The organism is Hyphomicrobiales bacterium (assembly GCA_016710435.1).
Classification (GTDB): domain Bacteria; phylum Pseudomonadota; class Alphaproteobacteria; order Rhizobiales; family Aestuariivirgaceae; genus Aestuariivirga.
In genome coordinates this window covers 2,450,028-2,468,318 of record JADJVV010000001.1, presented here as the reverse complement: position 1 = coordinate 2,468,318, position 18,291 = coordinate 2,450,028, and the positions used below count along the sequence as shown (strand labels likewise).

18 protein-coding genes are annotated in these 18,291 nt (G+C 62.6%); 5 read left to right on the top strand and 13 right to left on the bottom strand.

Translation table 11 applies throughout. The features are described from left to right. Positions 1-40: 40 nt before the first annotated feature. The 6 genes from minE to IPM06_11890 all read right to left on the bottom strand — a co-directional run bounded on the left by minE (position 41) and on the right by IPM06_11890 (position 6,501). Positions 41-298 carry a cell division topological specificity factor MinE gene (gene minE / locus IPM06_11915; GenBank protein ID MBK8771126.1) on the bottom strand — a complete coding sequence of 86 codons (258 nt, stop codon included), beginning with the start codon at positions 296-298 and terminating at the stop codon, positions 41-43. Next, positions 295-1,110 carry a septum site-determining protein MinD gene (gene minD, locus IPM06_11910; GenBank protein MBK8771125.1) on the bottom strand — a complete coding sequence of 272 codons (816 nt, stop codon included), beginning with the start codon at positions 1,108-1,110 and terminating at the stop codon, positions 295-297. Before minD ends, minE begins: the two co-directional genes overlap by 4 nt. A gap of 21 nt (positions 1,111-1,131) precedes the next feature. Then, positions 1,132-1,842, bottom strand: a complete 711-nt coding sequence (gene minC / locus IPM06_11905) for a septum site-determining protein MinC (protein ID MBK8771124.1) — start codon at positions 1,840-1,842, stop codon at positions 1,132-1,134. Positions 1,843-1,972: 130 nt separating this feature from the next. Next, positions 1,973-2,899 (bottom strand): dimethyl sulfoxide reductase anchor subunit, encoded by a 927-nt coding sequence (locus IPM06_11900; GenBank protein MBK8771123.1) that lies wholly within the window; start codon positions 2,897-2,899, stop codon positions 1,973-1,975. A gap of 6 nt (positions 2,900-2,905) precedes the next feature. After that, a complete protein-coding gene (locus tag IPM06_11895) occupies positions 2,906-3,697 on the bottom strand; it encodes a 4Fe-4S dicluster domain-containing protein (protein MBK8771122.1) in 792 nt (263 codons plus the stop codon). Continuing rightward, the gene (locus tag IPM06_11890; GenBank protein MBK8771121.1) at positions 3,694-6,501 is read right to left on the bottom strand and encodes a molybdopterin oxidoreductase family protein; all 2,808 of its coding nucleotides are present in this window, start codon (positions 6,499-6,501) and stop codon (positions 3,694-3,696) included. Before IPM06_11890 ends, IPM06_11895 begins: the two co-directional genes overlap by 4 nt. 132 nt (positions 6,502-6,633) lie before the next feature. Between IPM06_11890 and IPM06_11885 the strand changes: the two genes are divergently transcribed. The 3 genes from IPM06_11885 (at position 6,634) to IPM06_11875 (ending at position 10,547) form a co-directional block, all read left to right on the top strand. Next, positions 6,634-8,106, top strand: coding sequence for a PLP-dependent aminotransferase family protein (locus IPM06_11885; GenBank protein MBK8771120.1), 1,473 nt, complete (start codon positions 6,634-6,636; stop codon positions 8,104-8,106). 33 nt (positions 8,107-8,139) lie between these two features. Then, entirely contained in the window at positions 8,140-9,084 is a 945-nt protein-coding gene (locus IPM06_11880; protein ID MBK8771119.1) for a DMT family transporter, read from the top strand. 140 nt (positions 9,085-9,224) lie between these two features. Beyond that, a complete protein-coding gene (locus IPM06_11875) occupies positions 9,225-10,547 on the top strand; it encodes an outer membrane beta-barrel protein (GenBank protein ID MBK8771118.1) in 1,323 nt (440 codons plus the stop codon). Positions 10,548-10,590: 43 nt separating this feature from the next. Here the strand turns inward: IPM06_11875 and IPM06_11870 are convergent, their stop codons facing one another. Next, on the bottom strand, positions 10,591-11,061 hold the full coding sequence (locus IPM06_11870; GenBank protein MBK8771117.1) for an Lrp/AsnC family transcriptional regulator: 471 nt from the start codon (positions 11,059-11,061) through the stop codon (positions 10,591-10,593). Positions 11,062-11,185: 124 nt separating this feature from the next. Here IPM06_11870 and ald point away from each other — a divergent pair, with 124 nt between their 5' ends. Continuing rightward, entirely contained in the window at positions 11,186-12,301 is a 1,116-nt protein-coding gene (gene ald, locus IPM06_11865; GenBank protein MBK8771116.1) for an alanine dehydrogenase, read from the top strand. A gap of 90 nt (positions 12,302-12,391) precedes the next feature. On the opposite strand, the gene IPM06_11860 is transcribed toward ald, so the two are convergent. From IPM06_11860 to mtgA, 4 genes are all read right to left on the bottom strand, one after another. After that, positions 12,392-13,321, bottom strand: coding sequence for a cupin-like domain-containing protein (locus tag IPM06_11860; GenBank protein ID MBK8771115.1), 930 nt, complete (start codon positions 13,319-13,321; stop codon positions 12,392-12,394). Then, positions 13,318-14,334: a GNAT family N-acetyltransferase gene (locus IPM06_11855; GenBank protein MBK8771114.1), complete on the bottom strand. Its 1,017-nt coding sequence runs from the start codon at positions 14,332-14,334 to the stop codon at positions 13,318-13,320. Before IPM06_11855 ends, IPM06_11860 begins: the two co-directional genes overlap by 4 nt. A gap of 132 nt (positions 14,335-14,466) precedes the next feature. Next, on the bottom strand, positions 14,467-14,652 hold the full coding sequence (locus IPM06_11850) for a 50S ribosomal protein L32 (GenBank protein MBK8771113.1): 186 nt from the start codon (positions 14,650-14,652) through the stop codon (positions 14,467-14,469). 67 nt (positions 14,653-14,719) lie between these two features. Further along, positions 14,720-15,589, bottom strand: a complete 870-nt coding sequence (mtgA, locus tag IPM06_11845; GenBank protein MBK8771112.1) for a monofunctional biosynthetic peptidoglycan transglycosylase — start codon at positions 15,587-15,589, stop codon at positions 14,720-14,722. On the opposite strand from mtgA, the gene IPM06_11840 reads away from it, so the two are divergent. Then, positions 15,535-16,515: a polyprenyl synthetase family protein gene (locus tag IPM06_11840; protein MBK8771111.1), complete on the top strand. Its 981-nt coding sequence runs from the start codon at positions 15,535-15,537 to the stop codon at positions 16,513-16,515. The genes mtgA and IPM06_11840 overlap by 55 nt on opposite strands. On the opposite strand, the gene IPM06_11835 is transcribed toward IPM06_11840, so the two are convergent. Both IPM06_11835 and IPM06_11830 read right to left on the bottom strand, forming a co-directional pair. Next, positions 16,496-17,491, bottom strand: coding sequence for a hypothetical protein (locus tag IPM06_11835; GenBank protein MBK8771110.1), 996 nt, complete (start codon positions 17,489-17,491; stop codon positions 16,496-16,498). The two genes, IPM06_11840 and IPM06_11835, sit on opposite strands and share 20 nt — an antisense overlap. Further along, positions 17,430-18,272 (bottom strand): winged helix-turn-helix domain-containing protein, encoded by an 843-nt coding sequence (locus IPM06_11830; GenBank protein MBK8771109.1) that lies wholly within the window; start codon positions 18,270-18,272, stop codon positions 17,430-17,432. Before IPM06_11830 ends, IPM06_11835 begins: the two co-directional genes overlap by 62 nt. Positions 18,273-18,291 lie beyond the last annotated feature (19 nt).

Sequence of the window (18,291 nt, the reverse complement as noted above, 5' to 3'; positions counted from 1 at the left end):
TGCCGCACAGTATCAGCGCGGCAGAAGGGCGCAAGCAGCGCTATTTCGGAAGGTCGAGCGAGATGCGCATGGTGGACACGGCCTTGCGGCGCTCCACCTTCACATGCACGGCTTCCTCCGGCACGGCGATGTGACGCTTGATGGCGGCCAGCACGTCCTCCTTGATGAGGCTCAGCAGGTTGGACTGTCCCGTCTTGCCACGTTCATGCGAGAGCAGGACCTGCAGGCGCTCGCGGGCCACGGGCGCGGTCGACGGTTCCGGCTCCCTTGGCTTCCACCAGCGGGTGATGAAATTCATGCAGCCCTCCCGCCGAAAATGCGCGAGATGAGATTGTAGCGTTCGTGGGGAACGTTCATCGCAATGGTTTCGCCGAGAAGGCGCCGTGCCGCATCCGAATAGGCCCGCGCTGGCGCGGACATGGGATTGGCAAGGGTGACGGGCTGGCCGATGTTGGAGGCGCGCAGCACCTGCTCGCTTTCCGGAATCACGCCGAGAAGCGGCACCAGCAGGATTTCCAGAACGTCATCAATCTTGAGCATGTCGCCCCGCCCTGCCCGCGCCTGGTCGTAGCGCGTGATGAGCAGGTGCTTCTCCACCTTGGCGCCCTTCTCCGCACGCTCCGTCTTGGAATCGAGAAGGCCGATGATGCGGTCGGAATCGCGCACCGATGAGACTTCCGGATTGGTGACGATCACGGCTTCATCCGCATGGCGCATGGCAAGCACCGCGCCCCGCTCGATGCCCGCGGGACTGTCGCAGATGATGTAGTCGAACTGGGCGCGCAATTCCTTCATCAGTCGGGCAAGGCCCTTTTCGTTCAGCGCATCCTTGTCGCGGGTTTGCGAAGCCGGCAGCAGCCAGAGGTTTTCCACGCGCTTGTCGCGGATGAGTGCCTGGTGAAGTTTGGCCTGGTTCTGCGTGACGTTGATTAGATCATAAACGACGCGGCGCTCCGCCCCCATGATGAGATCAAGGTTGCGCAGGCCGACATCGAAATCGACCACCACGACAGATTTGCCGCTGAGCGCCAGCGCGGAGCCCAGCGCTGCTGTTGACGTTGTTTTTCCGACGCCGCCCTTGCCGGACGTGACGACGATGACTTTGGACATGTTTCCCACTCCTGGAGTTGATCAGTGAAAGGCTTCGACGCTCAGCACGTCGCGGTCGAGGCGCGCCTGCACCTGCTCTCCGCGCAAGGCCGGGTCGAAGTCGTCTGCCGTCTTGTAGAGGCCGTCGATCACCAGCAATTCGGCATCGAACCTGTTGCAGAAGATGCGCGCACGGGCGTTGCCGCTCGTCCCCGCGAAGGCGCGCCCGCGAAGAGCGCCGTAGATGTGGATCGAACCACCCGCCGCGATCTCCGCGCCCGAGGCCACGGAGCCGATCACCGTGACGTCCCCTTGCGGAAAGATCAGCGACTGGCCGGAACGCAACGGCTCCTCCACCAGCAGGCTGGCAGGCTCACGCGGATCGGGCCGCGCGGACACCGAATAGCGCTGCTGCCGGGGTGGAGGTGCTGGAGCATCGTGGTCTTTCGGATTGAACATGCCGAAGGGCATGGGCGTCCCCGGCAAGGGCGCCAGACGCGGGCTCACCCAATCGGCGTTGACACCTTCAACGGCGACAAGCCTCAGGCCCCTGCTCTCCACCACGGCGATGACCTTCGCCGTCTCCGCCAATGTCGGCGAGAGCGGCGCAAGGTCGAGGATGACCGGGCGGTTGGAGAAGAATGAGGACTGGTGGAGGAGCCGCTGATCCAGTTCGGCGAGCCACTCGTCGAGTGGCGGTTCGGGCGCTAGCACGAAGGCCAGATAGGAACGGCCCAGCAAACGCAGCGACATACGTGACGAAGCAATGACTGACACGAGACACAACCCTTCTACGCAACGCACCCCAGCGAGCGGGATTAGGGCCGAACATGGTTAACAAGGCGTTAACGAGCTGTCACGAATTGAGGCAGAAAGGTGGCGGTCAGGCCTTGTCGAGTCCGTAGTAGAGATTCACGACGTGGGTTGCTTCCGCGAAGAACAACCAGCGCTCGACGGTGGCCGCAGCGAGTGCAGCTACGGCAAGCACCAACGACAGCCAGGGCGTGATGAGCCAGCTCAGCAGCGCTGCGATGGCTGCAATCACCATGGCAATCTTGACGAGACTGCGCAGCGTTTCCGCATGCTTGCGCGCCACCACATAGCCCATCTCCTTCTGGATGAAGTTGATGTTGGTGTGGGGCAGTTCCCATTGCTTCACGGTGCCGCCAAGGCCGGTTGCATCCGCGATGGTATGACGGGCAATCGCCGTGTCGATCGAGCGCCAATACAGGCTCTTCAAAACACCCGTGATGGCCAGGAACACGATCGCGAGCAACACCTGAAACACTTGAAAGCGGCCGAACGGCGTGGCCACCGCCGCCAGCACCGCGCATCCGGTCATTGCGGCAAAAGCAAAATAGACCGGCACCGTGAGAGGGTGATGCCATTGCGGAATGGTCTTGAGCGTGGCGTAGATTTTTCCCGTGCAAAGAACGGTCACGGCACTCATCACCATGCTGGCGAGGGCGAGCGGCGTGATCCACTGCGGAGCCACGACGATGCCGCTCCACACAAGTCCGAATGCCAGCGCCACCGGATAGGTCAGCACGGCCGCGACACCTTCACGCGACAGCCACGACGAGCGCCACTGCGAGAGCGCACGCCAGGCCCGTTCAGGATGGCCAAGGTGCAGCGTGGACGAGAGCAACCCCACGGTGATCAGCGCCAGTGAAACAAACATGGCCGTGATGCCGAAGGCCAGCGACGAGGCCTGACCGTGATTGATGCCCACAAGCCCCAGCAGCGCGAGAAGGCCATAGCCCGCACCGGAAGCCGTGGTGAAGAGAATGACGGAATAGGCGGGATTCATGGGGTGTCAGCCTTCCAGCCTGTCGGACAGGTCTGTTTCGTTCACGCCCGCCGTCGCCTTGGCGCTGGTCATCAGCTTGTCCGCCCAGGCGAACAGGCGCTCCATGGCAGAGCCATCGGGTTTCGGCAGCGGATCGACCACGGCCTGATCGCGGCGCGCCCGCGGTGGCAGGTACTTGTTGGTAGGCTTGTATCCCATGTCCGGCATGAGATCGTAGCCGCCGCGTTGCTTCACCAGTTGCGAGACGGCGGAATTTGCATCGCCCAGATCGCCGAAGCTGCGCGCGCCCGTGGGGCAGGCCTTGACGCAGGCGGGCACCCGGTCTTCCTCCACGAAATTCTGATTGTAGATGCGGTCGACGCAAAGCGTGCACTTCTTCATCACGCCGGTGGGGTAATCATATTCTCGCGCGCCATAGGGACAGGCCCAGGAGCAGAGCTTGCAGCCGATGCAAGTCTCCGGATTGACGAGAACGATGCCATCCTCGGCGCGCTTGTAGGAGGCTCCTGTCGGGCACACGGTCACGCAGGCCGGTGTCTCGCAATGGAGGCAGGAACGCGGGAAGTGCACGATGCGGGTATCGTCGCGGCCGGGCTCCTGCACCTCGTAGCCGTGAATGCGGTTGAGCCACGTGCCCATCGGCTCATCGCTGCGCGGCTTCGCGTCGGAGAGCGGCGCGGACACACCTTGCGTGTTCCACTCCTTGCACGACGTGGCACAGGCCTGACACCCGACGCAGATGTCGAGGTCAATGACGAGGCCGAGTTTCTTCTGCGTCGCGGCGGGAAGCGAGGTCATGCCTTCACCCCCACATCCTTCAGCACAGCAAACTGCGGTGCGCTTTCGGCGCTCTGGTCCATTGCCTTTTCCACGCGCACCTTCAGGTCATACCAGGCCGCCTGCCCGGTCACGGGGTCGCTGTTGGAATAGCGGTAGCCGCCTTCGCGTTCCGGGAGAAGATCGCTGATCAAGTGGTTGAGCAGGAATCCTTTTTTTGCTTCTGGCGCGTTGGCATCGAGGCCCCAGGTGCCGCTGCGTTTGCCGATGGCATTCCACGTCCACACCGTGTCCTCGTTCTGGCCGTCCATCAACTTCGCCTGGCACTTGATCTGGCCGTGATGCGACGTCACCGTGACCCAATCGCCATCGCTGATGCCGAGTTTCGCGGCGCGCTTGCGGTGCATGTAGAGCCAGTTGCGGCCGAGGATCTGGCGGAGCCAGGTGTTCTGCGATCCCCAGGCGTGATACATGGCCATGGGCCGCTGCGTGATGGCGTGCATGGGAAATTCATCGCCGCTCACCTGCTCGCCTTCGAACGGCGCATACCAGAAGGGGATGGGATCGAAATAGGTTTCGATCCGGCTGCGGTGCTCCGCTGGCGGCGTCACTGCGCCGAAGCCACGTGCGGCAAGGCGGAACTTCTGCAGGGGTTCCGAATAGAGCTGGTGGATGATGGGTTCGGGCCGCGCCAGGAAGCCCATGAAGGTCGCCCAGTCGAGATAGTCCCAGTTCACGTGCTTGTAATATTTGGCGCGGTCCGGAATTTCCTGGAACCAGTGGCAGCCGTTGGCGATGTATTTCTCCAGCTGCCCCGGATTGACGGGGCCCCTGCCCGACATGCGGCCTTCGGGTCCGCGGAAGCCGGCAAGCGGGCCAAGGCCTGGCGCGCGTTCGTGGTTCACGAGATAGTCGGAATAGCCGCCGGGATAGCGCGCGTTGCCATCCGCCGTCACCATGGCGGGAAGGCCAAGGCGCGCGCCGAGGTCGAGCAGCACATCCTGGAAGGGGCGCACATCGCGGTCCGGCGCGACAACGGGCTGGCGGATTGAATCGGCAGGCCCGTCGGGCTCGGAGACAGGACGGTCCAGCAGCGAAATGCAGTCCCAGCGTTCCAGATAGGTCGTGTCCGGCAGGATGAGGTCAGCGTAGTGCACCATCTCGGAAGCGTAGGCATCCGAATAGATGATGCGGGGAATGACGTACTCGCCGTCATCGCGCTTGGCGGTGAGTGCGGCCATGGTGTCCGGCACGTTCATGGCCGAATTCCAGCTCATGTTGGCCATGTACATGAACAGCACGTCCACCGGATAGGGATCGCCCTTGGCGGCGTTGTTGATGACCATGTGCATCATGCCGTGGGCGGCGATGGGGGCATCCCAGGAATAGGCCTTGTCGATGCGCTGGGGCTTGCCGAATTCATCGACGAGCAGGTCGTCCGGCGATGTCACGAACCCAAGCGGCGGGCCGGGCAGCGGGGTGAGCGGCTTCACCTGCCCCGGCTTTCCCGCAGGTTTCACGCCCGGCGGAATGGGCTTGGGGAACGGCGGCTTGTAGCGTGTGCCGCCGGGGCAATCGATAGTGCCCAGCATGATCTGCAAGAGGTGAATGGTGCGGCAGGTGTGGAAGCCGTTGGAATGGGCGGAGATGCCCCGCATGGCGTGAAAGGCGACGGGGCGGCCCCGCGTCTTCTCATATTGCCGGCCCAGATAATCCGTCCACGGAATATCAAGCTCGATGGCCTCCTCGAAGGCTGTATGGGCCAACTCGGCGGCAATGCGCCGGATGGTGGCTGCCGGCACGCCGCAGGCTGAATCCACCTTCTCCGGCGCATAGTCCGGCGAAAGGAAGCGTTCGGCAATCAGCGTGAAGGATGTCACCACCTTGCGGCCATCGGCCAGGGTAAAGCGGCCCATCAGCGGCGGATTGATGCCGTAGGTTCCGGCAACCTTGGTCGATTGCGTCTGCGGGTCGAAGACCAGCGCGGTTCCGGCGGCGTTGCGCAGCAGAAGTCCGTCATCCGCGCCGCCCGGATTCTCAATCACCAGCCAGGGCGCATTGGTGAAGCGCAGGAGATATTCGCCGTCGATCCGCTGCGCCTCCAGCAGTACGTGGATGAGCGCGCCGGCAAAGAGTCCATCCGTGCCGGGCTTGATGCCGATCCATTCATCGGCGATGGCCGAGTATCCGGTCTTCACGGGATTGATGGCGACGATCTTGGCGCCTCGCTTCTTCAGCTTGCCGAGGCCTGCCTTGATGGGATTTGACGCATGGTCTTCCGCCACGCCAAACAGCATGAAGTACTTGGAATGGTTCCAGTCGGGTTCGCCGAACTCCCAGAAGCTGCCGCCATAGGTGTAAAGCCCGGCGGCGGCCATGTTGACGGAGCAAAATCCTCCGTGTGCGGCATAATTTGGCGTGCCGAACTGCGAAGCCCACCAGCCGGTGAGGGCCTGAGACTGGTCGCGCCCGGTGAAGAAGGCCAGTTTCTTCGGATCGGTGTTGCGCACCTCCGAGAGCCACAGCGTGGCCGTGCGCAAGGCCTCTTCCCATTCAATTTCGCGGAACTCGCCGGAGCCGCGCGGACCCACGCGGATCAGTGGCTTCGAGAGGCGCGAAGGCGAGGTGTGCTGCATGATGCCAGCCGCACCCTTGCCGCAGATCACGCCCTTGTTGACGGGATGATCGCGATTGCCCTCGATGTAGGTGACGCTGCCATCTTTCAGGTACACCTTGATGCCGCAGCGGCAGGCGCACATGTAGCAAGTCGTCGTCTTGATCTCGTCCCACGTCTTGATCTGGGTGTTGATCTTTGGCTGGCTCATGATTTTCCTGTTCGATGTCAGCTTACATGCCAGAAGAAATCACGCATGGGCCAGAAATCCTCATGACTGGATTTATGGTGCAAATTGGCCCTATGATAGGGCCAGACAGCACCAACAACGGAACCAATCATCTTGCGCGACTGGCTTATCCATCTGAAGCGAACCGAATTTTCCAGTCTTCAGTCGCAGATCCGCGAAGCTCTGGTGTCGGCCATCCTGGACCGCAAGCTGGACCAGTCCGAACCCATTCCCTCCACCCGCAAGATGGCGAAGTCGCTTGGCGTATCGCGGAACACTGTGGTTCTGGCCTACCAGGGCCTGCTCGACGACGGCTACCTCGTGGCGCGGGAACGCTCGGGTTACTATGTCGCCGACAAGGCGCTGGAGGACACGGCAACATCAGTGCGGCCAGTGATCACGCGGGCCCGCAGCGGTGCCGGGGCCGATGTCACGCGCCAGTTCAAGACGCGGCCCTCGACGCAGGAAAACCAGACGAAGCCGCTGAACTGGCAGGACTACACCTACCCCTTCATCTATGGCCAGGTTGATCACACGCTGTTTCCGCTGGCGGAATGGCGGGAGTGCACACGCCAGGCGCTGGGCAAGAAATGGCTGGGCGCGTGGACCAACGACTCGTGGGAACATGATGATCCGCTTCTGGTGGAACAGATCCGCCGGCGCATCCTTCCGCGCCGGGGCATCATGGCGAGTGACGATGAAATCCTCATCACGCTCGGGGCGCAAAACGCGCTCTACCTTCTGTCCAGCCTGCTGGTGGACCGGGCCAGCAAGGTGGGCATGGAAGACCCTGGCTATACCGACGCGCGCAACATGTTCCGGCTGCGCTCAGACAACGTGAAGCTGCTGCCCGTCGATGAACAGGGGCTTGTCATCAATCAGGCGCTGGATGGGCTTGACCTCGTCTTTACCACGCCAAGCCACCAGTTCCCCACGACCGTCACCATGCCGCTGGAGCGGCGGCTGGCTCTTCTGAAGAAAGCCCAGGAGCAGGATTTCCTGATCATCGAGGACGACTACGAGTTCGAGACCAATTATGTGAACGAGCCCTGTCCCGCGCTGAAGTCGCTCGATGACGATGGCCGTGTGATCTACGTGGGCTCGCTGTCCAAGACGTTGTTCCCCGGCCTGCGGCTCGGTTTCATGGTGGGGCCGCGCGAACTGATTTCGGAAGCGCGGGCGCTGCGCCGGCTCATGGTGCGCCATGCGCCAAACAACAACCAGCGGGCCGCGGCGCTGTTCCTTTCCCTCGGCCATCACGACACGCTGATCCGCCGCCTGCACAAATCCTACCGCGCGCGCTGGGAGATCATGGGCAAGGCGCTCGCCGACCATCTGCCCAATGCGTCGCGCAATCCGTCCTTCGGCGGCACGGCCTACTGGGTGAAGGGGCCTGCGAAGCTCGACAGCGGCGAACTCTACAAGGCGGCGCTGGCAAAGAGCATCTTCATCGAGCCGGGGCGCATCACTTTTGGCGGCCCGAAACCGCCGCTCAACTATTTCCGGCTCGCATTCTCCTCGATCGACGAGAAGAAGATCGAGCCCGGAATCAAGCTGCTCGCCGACACCATCCGCGCGATCGGCTGAACCATGGCTGTCGCGTCCGTTGTGCAAAACCGCTTGAAAGCCGCCCTCTTCGCCGTGGGCTCGGTGGGGCTTGCTTCGGCACAGGATGCCATCGTCAAGGGCGTAAGCCACGACCTGCCGGCCTATGAAGCCGTGATCTTCAGGACGGTTGCGTCACTGCCGCTGCTGTTCGGCTGGCTGTTGTGGTCGGGTGCGGCCTCAAACCTGTTTCCGGCGCGCATGCTGCCGCTCTTGTTCCTGCGCTCGATTATTCTGTGTACGGCCTATTTCGGCTTCGTGCTGTCGATAGCAGCACTGCCGATCGCCACGTCCGTCTCGATCTATTTCACCATGCCGTTTGTGGTGGCCGCTCTCGCGGGATGGACACTGGGGGAAAAGGTTCTACCCTACCGCTGGTTTGCCATCACCATCGGGTTTGCGGGCGTTCTCATCATGGTGCGGCCGGGATCGGATGCCTTCCAGCCCGCCGCAATATACGCCCTCTGGTCGGCAGTCGGTTATGCGATCGGCCAGATGATCGGACGTCATCTGTCGTTGCGCGTTGAATCCGCCGTCATCGCCAATTGGCAGAACGTCACCTATTTTGCCGTCGCCTGCCTGATCGGCCTCATCGCGCCGGCTTTTTCAGGCATGGCGATTGAAGACAAGTCACTGGCCTTCCTGCTGCGGCCCTGGGTATGGCCGGATGCGCAACAGTTTGTGCTGCTCATCATCATGGGTGTGCTGAGTGCGCTCGCTTCGGCGGGTTTCATTCTTGCCTACCGCAATGCCGAGGCGAATTTTGTCGCGCCGTTCGAGTACACCGCGCTGCTGTGGGCGGTCACCAACGGCGTGCTGTTCTTTGGCGACTTCCCTGATTCCTACACATGGCTGGGCGCCGCCATCGTCGTGAGCGCCGGAATCTGGATGCTGTGGCGCGACCGGCAAGGCCAGCCACCTCTGAGAGAGTCGATCAAGAAAATGCAACTCAAAGCATGATTTCAGCACTGTGGTGCGTGGCTTTGCGGCAACAATCGGGCGCAATCGAGTCACCTTTATGCTGATTCAACCGGAAACCCATTGGATTCATTTTTCAGTAAGCAATAATGGCCGCGTCGGGGGCGACAGGAGCATTCATCATGACGACCGCCCGCCGTATTGCAACCATTGCGCTCTTCAGCAGCGCTCTTGCCACCTCTGCAATCGCTGCGGACATTCAGCAGCCAGTATCAGACTGGACCGGTTGGCATGTGGGTGCGGGCGTTGGCTACGGCATGGTCAACCACGAAATCGATATCGACGCTCAGGGGCTGGGCACACTGGATTTCAGCGGCTTTGGTGGCGAAGGTGGCCTCGCAACACTGGAAGCCGGCTATGACCTGAACGTGGGCTCCAACTTCGTCCTCGGTGCGCAGGTGGATTACACCTACAGCGGCATCAGCACGGACATCAACGGCTTCATCGGCGGTCTTGGTTCTGCCGACTATGAACTCGAAGCCACCCATGCGATCAGCGCCATCATCCGTGGCGGCCATCTCATCAACGACAATACCTTGATGTACAGCCTTATCGGCTGGACGCACACGTGGTGGAACGGCGATCTCGGCGTTGCCGACAACAATGGCGCGCCTGTGTTCGGCGCCTCCTATGACTATGACACGGATGGCCTCACCCTGGGTGGCGGCATCGAAAGCGCCATCGCCAACAACACCACACTCAAGCTCGAATATCGTTACACGATGAACGAAGATGCGAACATCTTCACCATCCCGGGTTTCCTGTCGATCGACGAGAATGCCAATGTGCATACGGCGCGGGCCGTGTTGTCGTACCGCCCGGGCGTGATGGGCGCTGACTTCGACGGCAGCGAAGAGCGCTGGAACGGCCTGCGCGTCGGCATCGGTGGCGGCTACAGCATGATCAACCACGTGCTCGAGGCGAGCGCGGGCCCGGGCTTCGGCGCGGAGCTTTCCGGCATCGGTGGGGAAGGTTTCTTCGGCACCGCGGAAGTCGGTTACGACATTCTCGTGGGTGACCGCTTCGTGGCAGGTATCCAGGGCGATTACTCGCTCTCGACCGCCAGCACGGATTTGGACGCCGCTGCCTTCGGCGGCTCCCTGTCTTATGAACTGGAAGCGACGCACAGTGCCAGCGCGCTGCTGCGGGCCGGCGTGCTCTCCAGCCCGGATGTGCTGTGGTACGGCATCGCGGGCTACACGCACACCTGGTTCAACGGCGACCTCGATATCCCGGGCATCTTCAGCGCCTCGTATGATTTCGATGAAGGCGGTCTGACGGCAGGCGCCGGTGTCGAAGTGATGCTCACCGACAACGTCTCGTGGAAGTCGGAATACCGCTACACCAACCTCGGCGACGTCAACATCTTCTCGGGTGGCGGCTTCACGCTGGATTCGGCGACCAACATCCAGCAGGTCCGTTCGGTTCTCACCTACCGCTTCTGATCCTCTTCCTTCTGGCGCGTCCAGGACGGCGTGCGGCCCCGGTTCACTCCACCGGCAAGCCGCCGCCGGCCTTGACCGTTCGCAAGGCCAGTGACGACTGGATGCGCTGCAGGCCGGGCAATCGCGCCAGCCGCGTGCGATGGACCCGTTCGTAATCCTCGGCATCGCGGGCAATGACACGCAGCAGATAGTCGAACTGTCCGCTCATCAGGTGGCATTCCAGGATTTCAGGAACGCGTGCTACTGCCTTCTCGAACTTCTCGAAGGCTTCTTCCGTTTGCGCGGCGAGCGACACTTCCACGAAAAATTCGTTGGCGTAGCCGAGGTGCTTGCGGTTGAGCTGCGCGCTGTAACCGAGGATCAGCCCCGCCTCTTCCATCGCCTTGATGCGGCGATGGCAGGTCGAGGGTGACAAGCCAGCCTTGGCTGCCATCTCCGACAGGGGAACCTGCGCCTGCGACTGCAGCACTTTCAGGATGATTTTGTCTGATTTGTCCAAATCATGGAATTTCATTCCGTTTATCTAACATGCGACGGAATAATTTGCCAGCGTGTGCGCACCCGGCTCCGCGCTTCGGGAAAACATTGCGGCGGTTCTCGCCTAATCTCCGCAGCTTCTAGGACGGAGGAAACCAAGAATGCTGATCGGCGTACCAAAGGAAATCAAGAATCACGAATACCGCGTGGGCATGACGCCCATCTCGGTGCGTGAGGCCGTGCGCAGCGGCCACAGCGTGTGGGTGCAGAGCCATGCCGGCGAAGGCATTGGCGCAAGCGATGCCGACTACGAAAAGGCAGGTGCCAAGATCATTCCGTCGGCGGACGAAATCTTCGGCAAGGCCGACATGATCGTGAAGGTGAAGGAACCGCAGGCCGGTGAGCGCAAGATGCTGCGCGAAGGCCAGATCCTCTACACCTACCTCCATCTCGCCCCCGATCCGGAGCAGACCAAGGACCTCGTCAATTCGGGTGCCATCTGCATCGCCTACGAGACCGTGACCAGCGCACGCGGCGGCCTGCCCTTGCTCGCGCCCATGAGCCAGGTGGCAGGACGCATGTCGGTGCAGTCAGGTGCCCATTGCCTGGAGAAGGCGCAGGGCGGACGTGGCGTGCTGCTGGGCGGCGTTCCCGGCGTTGCCCCTGCCAAGGTGGTGATCCTCGGCGGTGGCGTCGTCGGCACCAACGCGGCCGCCATGGCCCTCGGGCTCGGCGCGGATGTCACCATCCTGGAGAAATCCACTGACCGCATGGAAGAACTGGTGGCGCGCTTCGGCACGCAGTTGAAGACGCTCTATTCCACGCAGGGCGCTGTGGAGGACGAATGCGCTGATGCCGATCTCGTCATCGGTGGCGTGCTCATTCCCGGTGCTGCGGCACCCAAGCTCGTCACAAAGAAGATGCTGCCGGGCTGGAAGAAGGGTTCCGTCCTCGTGGACGTTGCCATCGACCAAGGCGGCTGTGCCGAAACCTCCAAGGCCACGACCCACGCCAATCCGACCTACGAGGTCGATGGCGTGATCCACTATTGTGTAGCGAACATGCCGGGTGGCGTTGCGCGCACCTCGACCTATGCCCTCAACAACGTGACGCTGCCCTTCGGCCTCGCCATTGCCAACAAGGGCTGGAAGAAGGCGCTGTCGGACGATGCCCATCTCCGCAACGGCCTGAACGTGGCCGGCGGCAAGGTGACATACAAGGCCGTGGCCGATGACCTCGGCTATGCCTACGTTCCGGCGGAGAAGGTTCTCGGCTGATTGCCCACGGCGCGCCGGTGGCACGTTACAAGTTTTCGCCCCGTCCGGTTCGCCCGGGCGGGGTTTTGCGTTTCAGGCGGCTGCGGGAATTCAGGCGCCGTGCCCGGTCTTGCCGCGCAGGAAGTAGTTTGCCTGCCTGCCGTAGACTGCGCCGCGCAGAAGGTTGCGCATCGTCTCCGACTTGCGGAGGGGTTCAACAACGCCGCGCATGGCATCGTGCATCGCCACCTTGGCGGCGTCGAAGGCCGGCGACGCGCCGGGCGGACGCTGGGCAAGGCCGAAGCGGCGCAACGTGCCATTCATGGTGCGGATCTTGTTGAGACGCACGACTTCCGGCGTCTTCCACGTCATCGCCATGGAGATCGAATAGCTCGATCCCGTCGAGACCCAGTGCGGGACCATGTAGGGCATGTGCAGCGCATCGCCGGGTTTCAGGCTGTGCAGCGTGGCGCGTGACTCGAACCAGTCTTCGTAACCGAGGTAGCGGTGCTTGCTGGGCGAAAGTTCCATTTCCTCTTCCGCCACCAGGGCGCGGTCGCCATTGTCGAAGGTGCGCACGAACTTGTCGCCGTGAAGCTGGATCAGGATGTTCTCTTCCGCATCAATGTGGAACGGCGTCGTGGCGTTGGCGGACGAGATGAAAATGAAGCCCTGGACATCCTCGAACTCGCCGGCGTCGCGGCCAGCGGCGAGATTTGCCTCGCGCACGAAGGTTTCGAGAATCGAGCGGTAGGCCGGATGGGACTCAACCCGCTTCAACACCATCCAGGCGTTGTCCACCTCGATCGAACGGATCACCTCTTCCGGCGTCTTGTCGATGCGCGGCACGTCTTCCAGCTTCACGGCCACAGCCAGCTTGCCTGAATTGTATTCGATGCGGTCGCCAGGCATGGACTTCGCCAGTTCCACAAGCCGTGGCAAGGTGAAGAGCGGATGGCCCACGAGGGAATGCTTAAGTGTGAAGGCTTCCTTCAGGAACCTGGCCTTGGCCAGGGCGCTGTCGATGGTCACAAGGGTCATGACGCTCTCCGTCCGCTTACGCTGAGGTAAATTCGTTTAGCTGCCATGCGCATTGCATCTTTCGTGCCATGGTAACGTGACACCAGTGCAAAGGCCGTGGCGCTCACCGATGAGCCCGCGATGACCATGTCGGCACAAGGGATGCGGTCCCGCCAAATGCGGTCGATCATGGGGTGTCCGGGAATGGCATTGGAATCCGCAAGCCGCAGGCCGGGTTCGGCAAAGAGTGCGCGTGTGGCTTCGATGATCACCAGCACGCCGGGCGAGAATTTCGCGAAGGCCTGATCGTAGCCGATCTTGCCCAGTACGGCCTCGCCGTTGTTGACGAGAGCAAAGAGCGAGGCCACCGGCTTTCGATCGAGATACATTGTCCAGAAGCGCACTTTGCCCTGCACGAACATCGCCGCGAGACCGGCAGCAAGCCCCTGCGCCGTGGTGGCGCTGTTGAGTATCGCGGTGCCGCGCCGGCCTTTCCAGCCGGAGGCTTCAACCTCCAGGAAGGCCTTGATGTGGGAGGCAAGATCGCCGCCCGGCGTCAGTTCCTCCAGCGTCAGCGTTCCCTGCTCCGCAAGGCGCGCTTTCAGCCGCTTCAGTTCCTTGCGGCGCTTGTGATCGAAGTTCTGGTTGAGCCAGGTGTCGAAGTCGCCGTTCAGATCAAGTGCGGCGCGGTGCCAGGACTTGAGCACACGGACATGCGACGCTCCCTTGATGAGCGCGGCCGTCACCGGATTGTCCAGCGTCACGCCGCGCAGCACCAGCGGCATGTCGAGACGATTGAGAAAGGCTGCGGCTTCCGTTTCGCCGGGCGTGCCTGCCACAGAGGGCAAGGGCGACGGCGTCAACGCGGCAGTGAGCGATTGCAGATGAGGAACTGGCACACGCGATCGCCGTGCCGCCAACAGATGAAACCGGGCCTCGGGCTCGTTCACCACCACGGCAGCGCGCGGGACATGTGCCAGAACGGCACGCATCCATGCGGCATCCGAGAAGGCTGAGGCTGATGGCGTCAACATGACCATGAACCTGCAATATGCCCGCCAACACGACAGGATTGGTTAATGGCTCAGGGGAGCCAGAGGGAGGCTCCGACAAAAGCAAAAGGCCGGGCGAAGCGCCCGGCCTTTGCAAAGGAATGTCCTGATCGATCAGGTGTCAGACTTGGCGGCCAACACCTGGCGGCCGTTGTAGGTGCCCGACTTGAGATCGATGTGGTGCGGACGGCGCAGTTCGCCCGAGGTCTTGTCCTCGATCACCGTCACCGTCGGCATCTTGTGGCCCGAGCGGCGCATGCCGATACGGCTCTTGGTCATCTTTTTGCGTGGAACAGCCATGATCTAAACCTCTGAAATCTCTTCTGAAAATGGAATCGCCCCAGTTGGGGCGCGAAATCTGGGGGGTCTATAGCCATTTCTTGCGCTGGAGGCAAGTGAGGTATGGCCCCATGATGCGGGCCCGCCTTTCGATGACGCTGGCGATGACCTTCACGCGCCGCGACGGTTTTCCGGCCTTGCGCTTGATCGGATTGGGCAGGACGGCCGCCAGTAACGCGGCCTCGCGCCGGGTGAGTTTGCTCACGGACTTCTTGAAGTGATGCTGACTCGCGGCTTCGGCACCATAGACGCCCGGTGCCCACTCCACGATGTTGAGATAGACCTCGATCATCCGGCGCTTGGTCCACACCGCATCCATCCACAGGGCGACAGGCATTTCCAGCCCCTTGCGGATCGCCCCCAGCGGTCCACGCCCGTCCCACAGGAACAGGTTCTTGGCCGTCTGCATGGAAATGGTGGAAGCGCCACGGATGGGGCCTTCGTCGTCGTCAAAGGCATCCTCGACCACGCCCTGAAACTCGATCCAGTCCACGCCGTGATGCGAGCAGAAGCGCGCATCCTCCGAGGTGATGACGGAGGCCGCGAGGGCGGGCGCCATGTCGTCGAGGCTCACCCAGTCCTTGGTGATTCCATTGCCGCTGAACAGGCGCAGCACCATGAGGTTCGAGATGGGTGGCGGCACCACGCCGTAGACCAGCGTCATCACGAAGGGCCAGGCGACCATCACGCCCAGCACCGTGAGCACCCGGCGTTGCCAGAGTGTGCGCGCGGCCCAGAAGTCACGCAGACGCTGGAATCGTCCCGCGGGCGAAGCGTCGGCCCGCGCCGGAGCGGCAGATTCGCCCTCGGGCAGCGCCCCCGCCCGCCGCTTGCGCGGTGCCCATGGCAGCGTTTCCTGCGGTTTGCCCACGGCCTTCTGTTGAGATTTCGGTGCCATCTGCGTATGGGAACTCATATTGCGGAATTGCACACGTGGCACAAGAGCAGCACCCGACCTTTGAAACCGCGCTGGCGGAAACGGCACAGGCCATTGAAACCGAACTCGAGCGGCTGCTGCCGCCCCGTTCCGGAGACCGGCTGCGGGCGGCCATGCGCTATGCGAGCCTTGGCCAGGGCAAGCGGCTGAGGCCGTTCCTGGTCATGCAATCCGCCGGGCTGTTCGACCAGCGGCCTGCGCAAGCGCTGCGCGTCGCTGCCGCCCTGGAATGCGTGCACTGCTACTCCCTCGTGCATGACGATCTTCCGGCCATGGACGATGACGACCTTCGGCGGGGACAGCCGACGACGCACCGCAAGTTCGATGAGGCCACCGCGATCCTGGCGGGCGACGGACTGCTGACCTTTGCCTTCGAAATTCTGGCGGAGGGCGCGACCCATGGCGACGCTGCGATCCGCAGCAACCTCGTCCTCGAACTGGCGCGTGCTTCCGGCGAGGCTGGCATGGTGGGCGGGCAGATGAACGATATCGCGGCTGAAGCGGGTGGCTTTGAATCCTATTCGGCCATTGCCGCCATGCAGGGCATGAAGACAGGGGCCCTGTTCCGCTTTGCCTGCGAGTCGGGCGCCATCATGGCGGGCGCGGAACGTGGCCCGCTTCGTCAGTACGCGGATCATATCGGGCTGGCTTTCCAGGTGGCCGACGACATTCTGGATGTGGAGTCGGATACGGCCACGCTGGGCAAGGCCACGGGCAAGGACAAGGGCCGTGGCAAGGCGACCTTTGTCGATTTCCTCGGCCTCGGCGGCGCAAAGGCAGAGGCGGCACGGCTTGCCGATGCCGCCGTTGCCGTGCTCGCGCCCTACGGCGACAAGGCCCGGCTGCTGCGCGACACGGCGCGTTTCGTCATTTCGCGAAAGAAATAGCGGCCGCTTCCCGCTCTCCGCCGAGCGGCACAACAAGTCCGGCTGCCTCATCCAGAAGCCTTGCGGCGCCAATCTTTCCCGCTGCCGTCTCCGCACAGCGGGCTTCCACCTGGGCTCCGGCGGAATCGCCCTGTTGCTGCATCATGCGAGAGAGCAGAATCCGCACACGCGCCGCCTGATATTCCGCTTCCGCACTCGTCCACAATTGCCGCGCCAGATGGAGCAGCTGGATCGCCTTGGCCATGCCGTCTTCGCCCTGTGCCAGAAGGAGTGCTTCCGCCTCGAGCACAAGCGCATGCACCGCCTTGCTGGGCCATGTCTCATACTGCGCGCGCATTTCATCAATGACGGCCCGCGCCTCCTGCCCGCGGCCTGCGGCGGCACAGATGCGGGCCTTGTAGCCGAGCAGGATGGCGCGGCGTTGCAGGGCGTACCAATCGGTGTTCACCAGCACGCGGTCAAGGGCCGAGATGGCGCCATCGGTATCGCCTGCGTCCGCCAGAAGGATGGCGTGTCCCGGTTCCGCATCTCCGCCCATTTCATAGGCGGTCTGATAGTCGCGGCGTGCTGCGGTCTCGTCGCCCAAGGCGGCATGGATGTCACCGCGCACGCGATACCCGTCGTGGCGCGCCCAGGGTTCGCTCCCGGACATCTCGATCAGCTTCTGAATTTTCGTCAGCGCGTCCGGGAGAGTGCCCTGCACACCGTCAATTTCGGCACGGTGCAACTGACACGCCGCACTGACAGAGGCAAAGTTGCCTTCGCACCAGGTTTCGTAACCGCCGATCCATTGCAGGGCGCGTGCCCAATCACCCGACGAGCGGCACGACCACAGCACGCTGCAATAGACCAGACCGCCCGACACAGGGTCCACCGCCGTCGACATGGCGAGTGCCGCTGCGTGATCCTGTTGCTCAAGGCCCTGACGAATATGGCCGAGCGAGATATTGAAGAAACCGAGGTAGGCCAAGGTCACGGCCCGCAATGCCTTGTGCCCGCTTGCCTCTGCTGCCCGATGGGCGGTCTCGCGCCTCCTGCGGCGAACCGTCGGAGGCGCTGAGCCGCGACTGCATCCACAGGAAGGAGGCCTTTACGGATGGCATCTTGTCGAGTTCACCCGCAGGCACCTGTGCAAGCCATCCTCGCGAGACAGCACGCGCGCCGCGCTCAAAATGAATGCGCGAGAGAGAAACCGCCGTGCGGGACAGTGTTTCCACATCGCCGGCCGCCTCTGAAATTTCGATCAGGCGGCGCAGGAAAGGTTCACCCGCAACGGCGCGCCCAAGGCATTCTTCCGCATAGGCGTAGAGTTCAAGTTCCTCCGCCGACAGACTGTCCATGGCCCTCTTGCCGAGGAGACTGACGATCTCGGACCACTTCCGTGCATTGGCGAGGCTCTGGAGATTTTCAGTGGAGCTGCCCGCCTCCACGGGCTTGGGCCAGAACTCATCCAGTTCCGGCTGGTCGATGGCGAGGCGGTAGCCCCGTCCCGAGTAGTTCTTGAGAGCGCGGTCAAGCCCGCCCTTTTTCAGTTCCGTCCGCAGAAGGCTGACGGCGCGTTGGAGCGAGGCTTCCGACACAAAGACGCCGGGCCACACTTTCTCCAGCAGTTCAGCCTTTGGGATGACGCGGCCCGCGTTCACCAAAAGCATCACCAGCAAATCAAAAATCTTCGGCTGAACTGCGAGGGCTTCATTGCCCAAGCGCAATTCGCGGCGGTCCTCGTCCACCGTAAAGTCGCCAAAACGATGCAACATCGTTGGTCTCCGGAAGCTC

Coding starts and splice junctions, on each gene's coding strand:
- ald (MBK8771116.1), top strand. CDS start 11,186: ATGCTGATCGGCGTACCAAAGGAAATCAAGAATCACGAATACCGCGTG.
- mtgA (MBK8771112.1), bottom strand. CDS start 15,589: ATGGCACCGAAATCTCAACAGAAGGCCGTGGGCAAACCGCAGGAAACG.
- IPM06_11870 (MBK8771117.1), bottom strand. CDS start 11,061: ATGAAATTCCATGATTTGGACAAATCAGACAAAATCATCCTGAAAGTG.
- IPM06_11840 (MBK8771111.1), top strand. CDS start 15,535: ATGGCAGCGTTTCCTGCGGTTTGCCCACGGCCTTCTGTTGAGATTTCG.
- IPM06_11895 (MBK8771122.1), bottom strand. CDS start 3,697: ATGACCTCGCTTCCCGCCGCGACGCAGAAGAAACTCGGCCTCGTCATT.
- IPM06_11860 (MBK8771115.1), bottom strand. CDS start 13,321: ATGACCCTTGTGACCATCGACAGCGCCCTGGCCAAGGCCAGGTTCCTG.
- IPM06_11900 (MBK8771123.1), bottom strand. CDS start 2,899: ATGAATCCCGCCTATTCCGTCATTCTCTTCACCACGGCTTCCGGTGCG.
- minE (MBK8771126.1), bottom strand. CDS start 298: ATGAATTTCATCACCCGCTGGTGGAAGCCAAGGGAGCCGGAACCGTCG.
- IPM06_11875 (MBK8771118.1), top strand. CDS start 9,225: ATGACGACCGCCCGCCGTATTGCAACCATTGCGCTCTTCAGCAGCGCT.
- minC (MBK8771124.1), bottom strand. CDS start 1,842: ATGTCGCTGCGTTTGCTGGGCCGTTCCTATCTGGCCTTCGTGCTAGCG.
- minD (MBK8771125.1), bottom strand. CDS start 1,110: ATGTCCAAAGTCATCGTCGTCACGTCCGGCAAGGGCGGCGTCGGAAAA.
- IPM06_11850 (MBK8771113.1), bottom strand. CDS start 14,652: ATGGCTGTTCCACGCAAAAAGATGACCAAGAGCCGTATCGGCATGCGC.
- IPM06_11830 (MBK8771109.1), bottom strand. CDS start 18,272: ATGTTGCATCGTTTTGGCGACTTTACGGTGGACGAGGACCGCCGCGAA.
- IPM06_11855 (MBK8771114.1), bottom strand. CDS start 14,334: ATGTTGACGCCATCAGCCTCAGCCTTCTCGGATGCCGCATGGATGCGT.
- IPM06_11890 (MBK8771121.1), bottom strand. CDS start 6,501: ATGAGCCAGCCAAAGATCAACACCCAGATCAAGACGTGGGACGAGATC.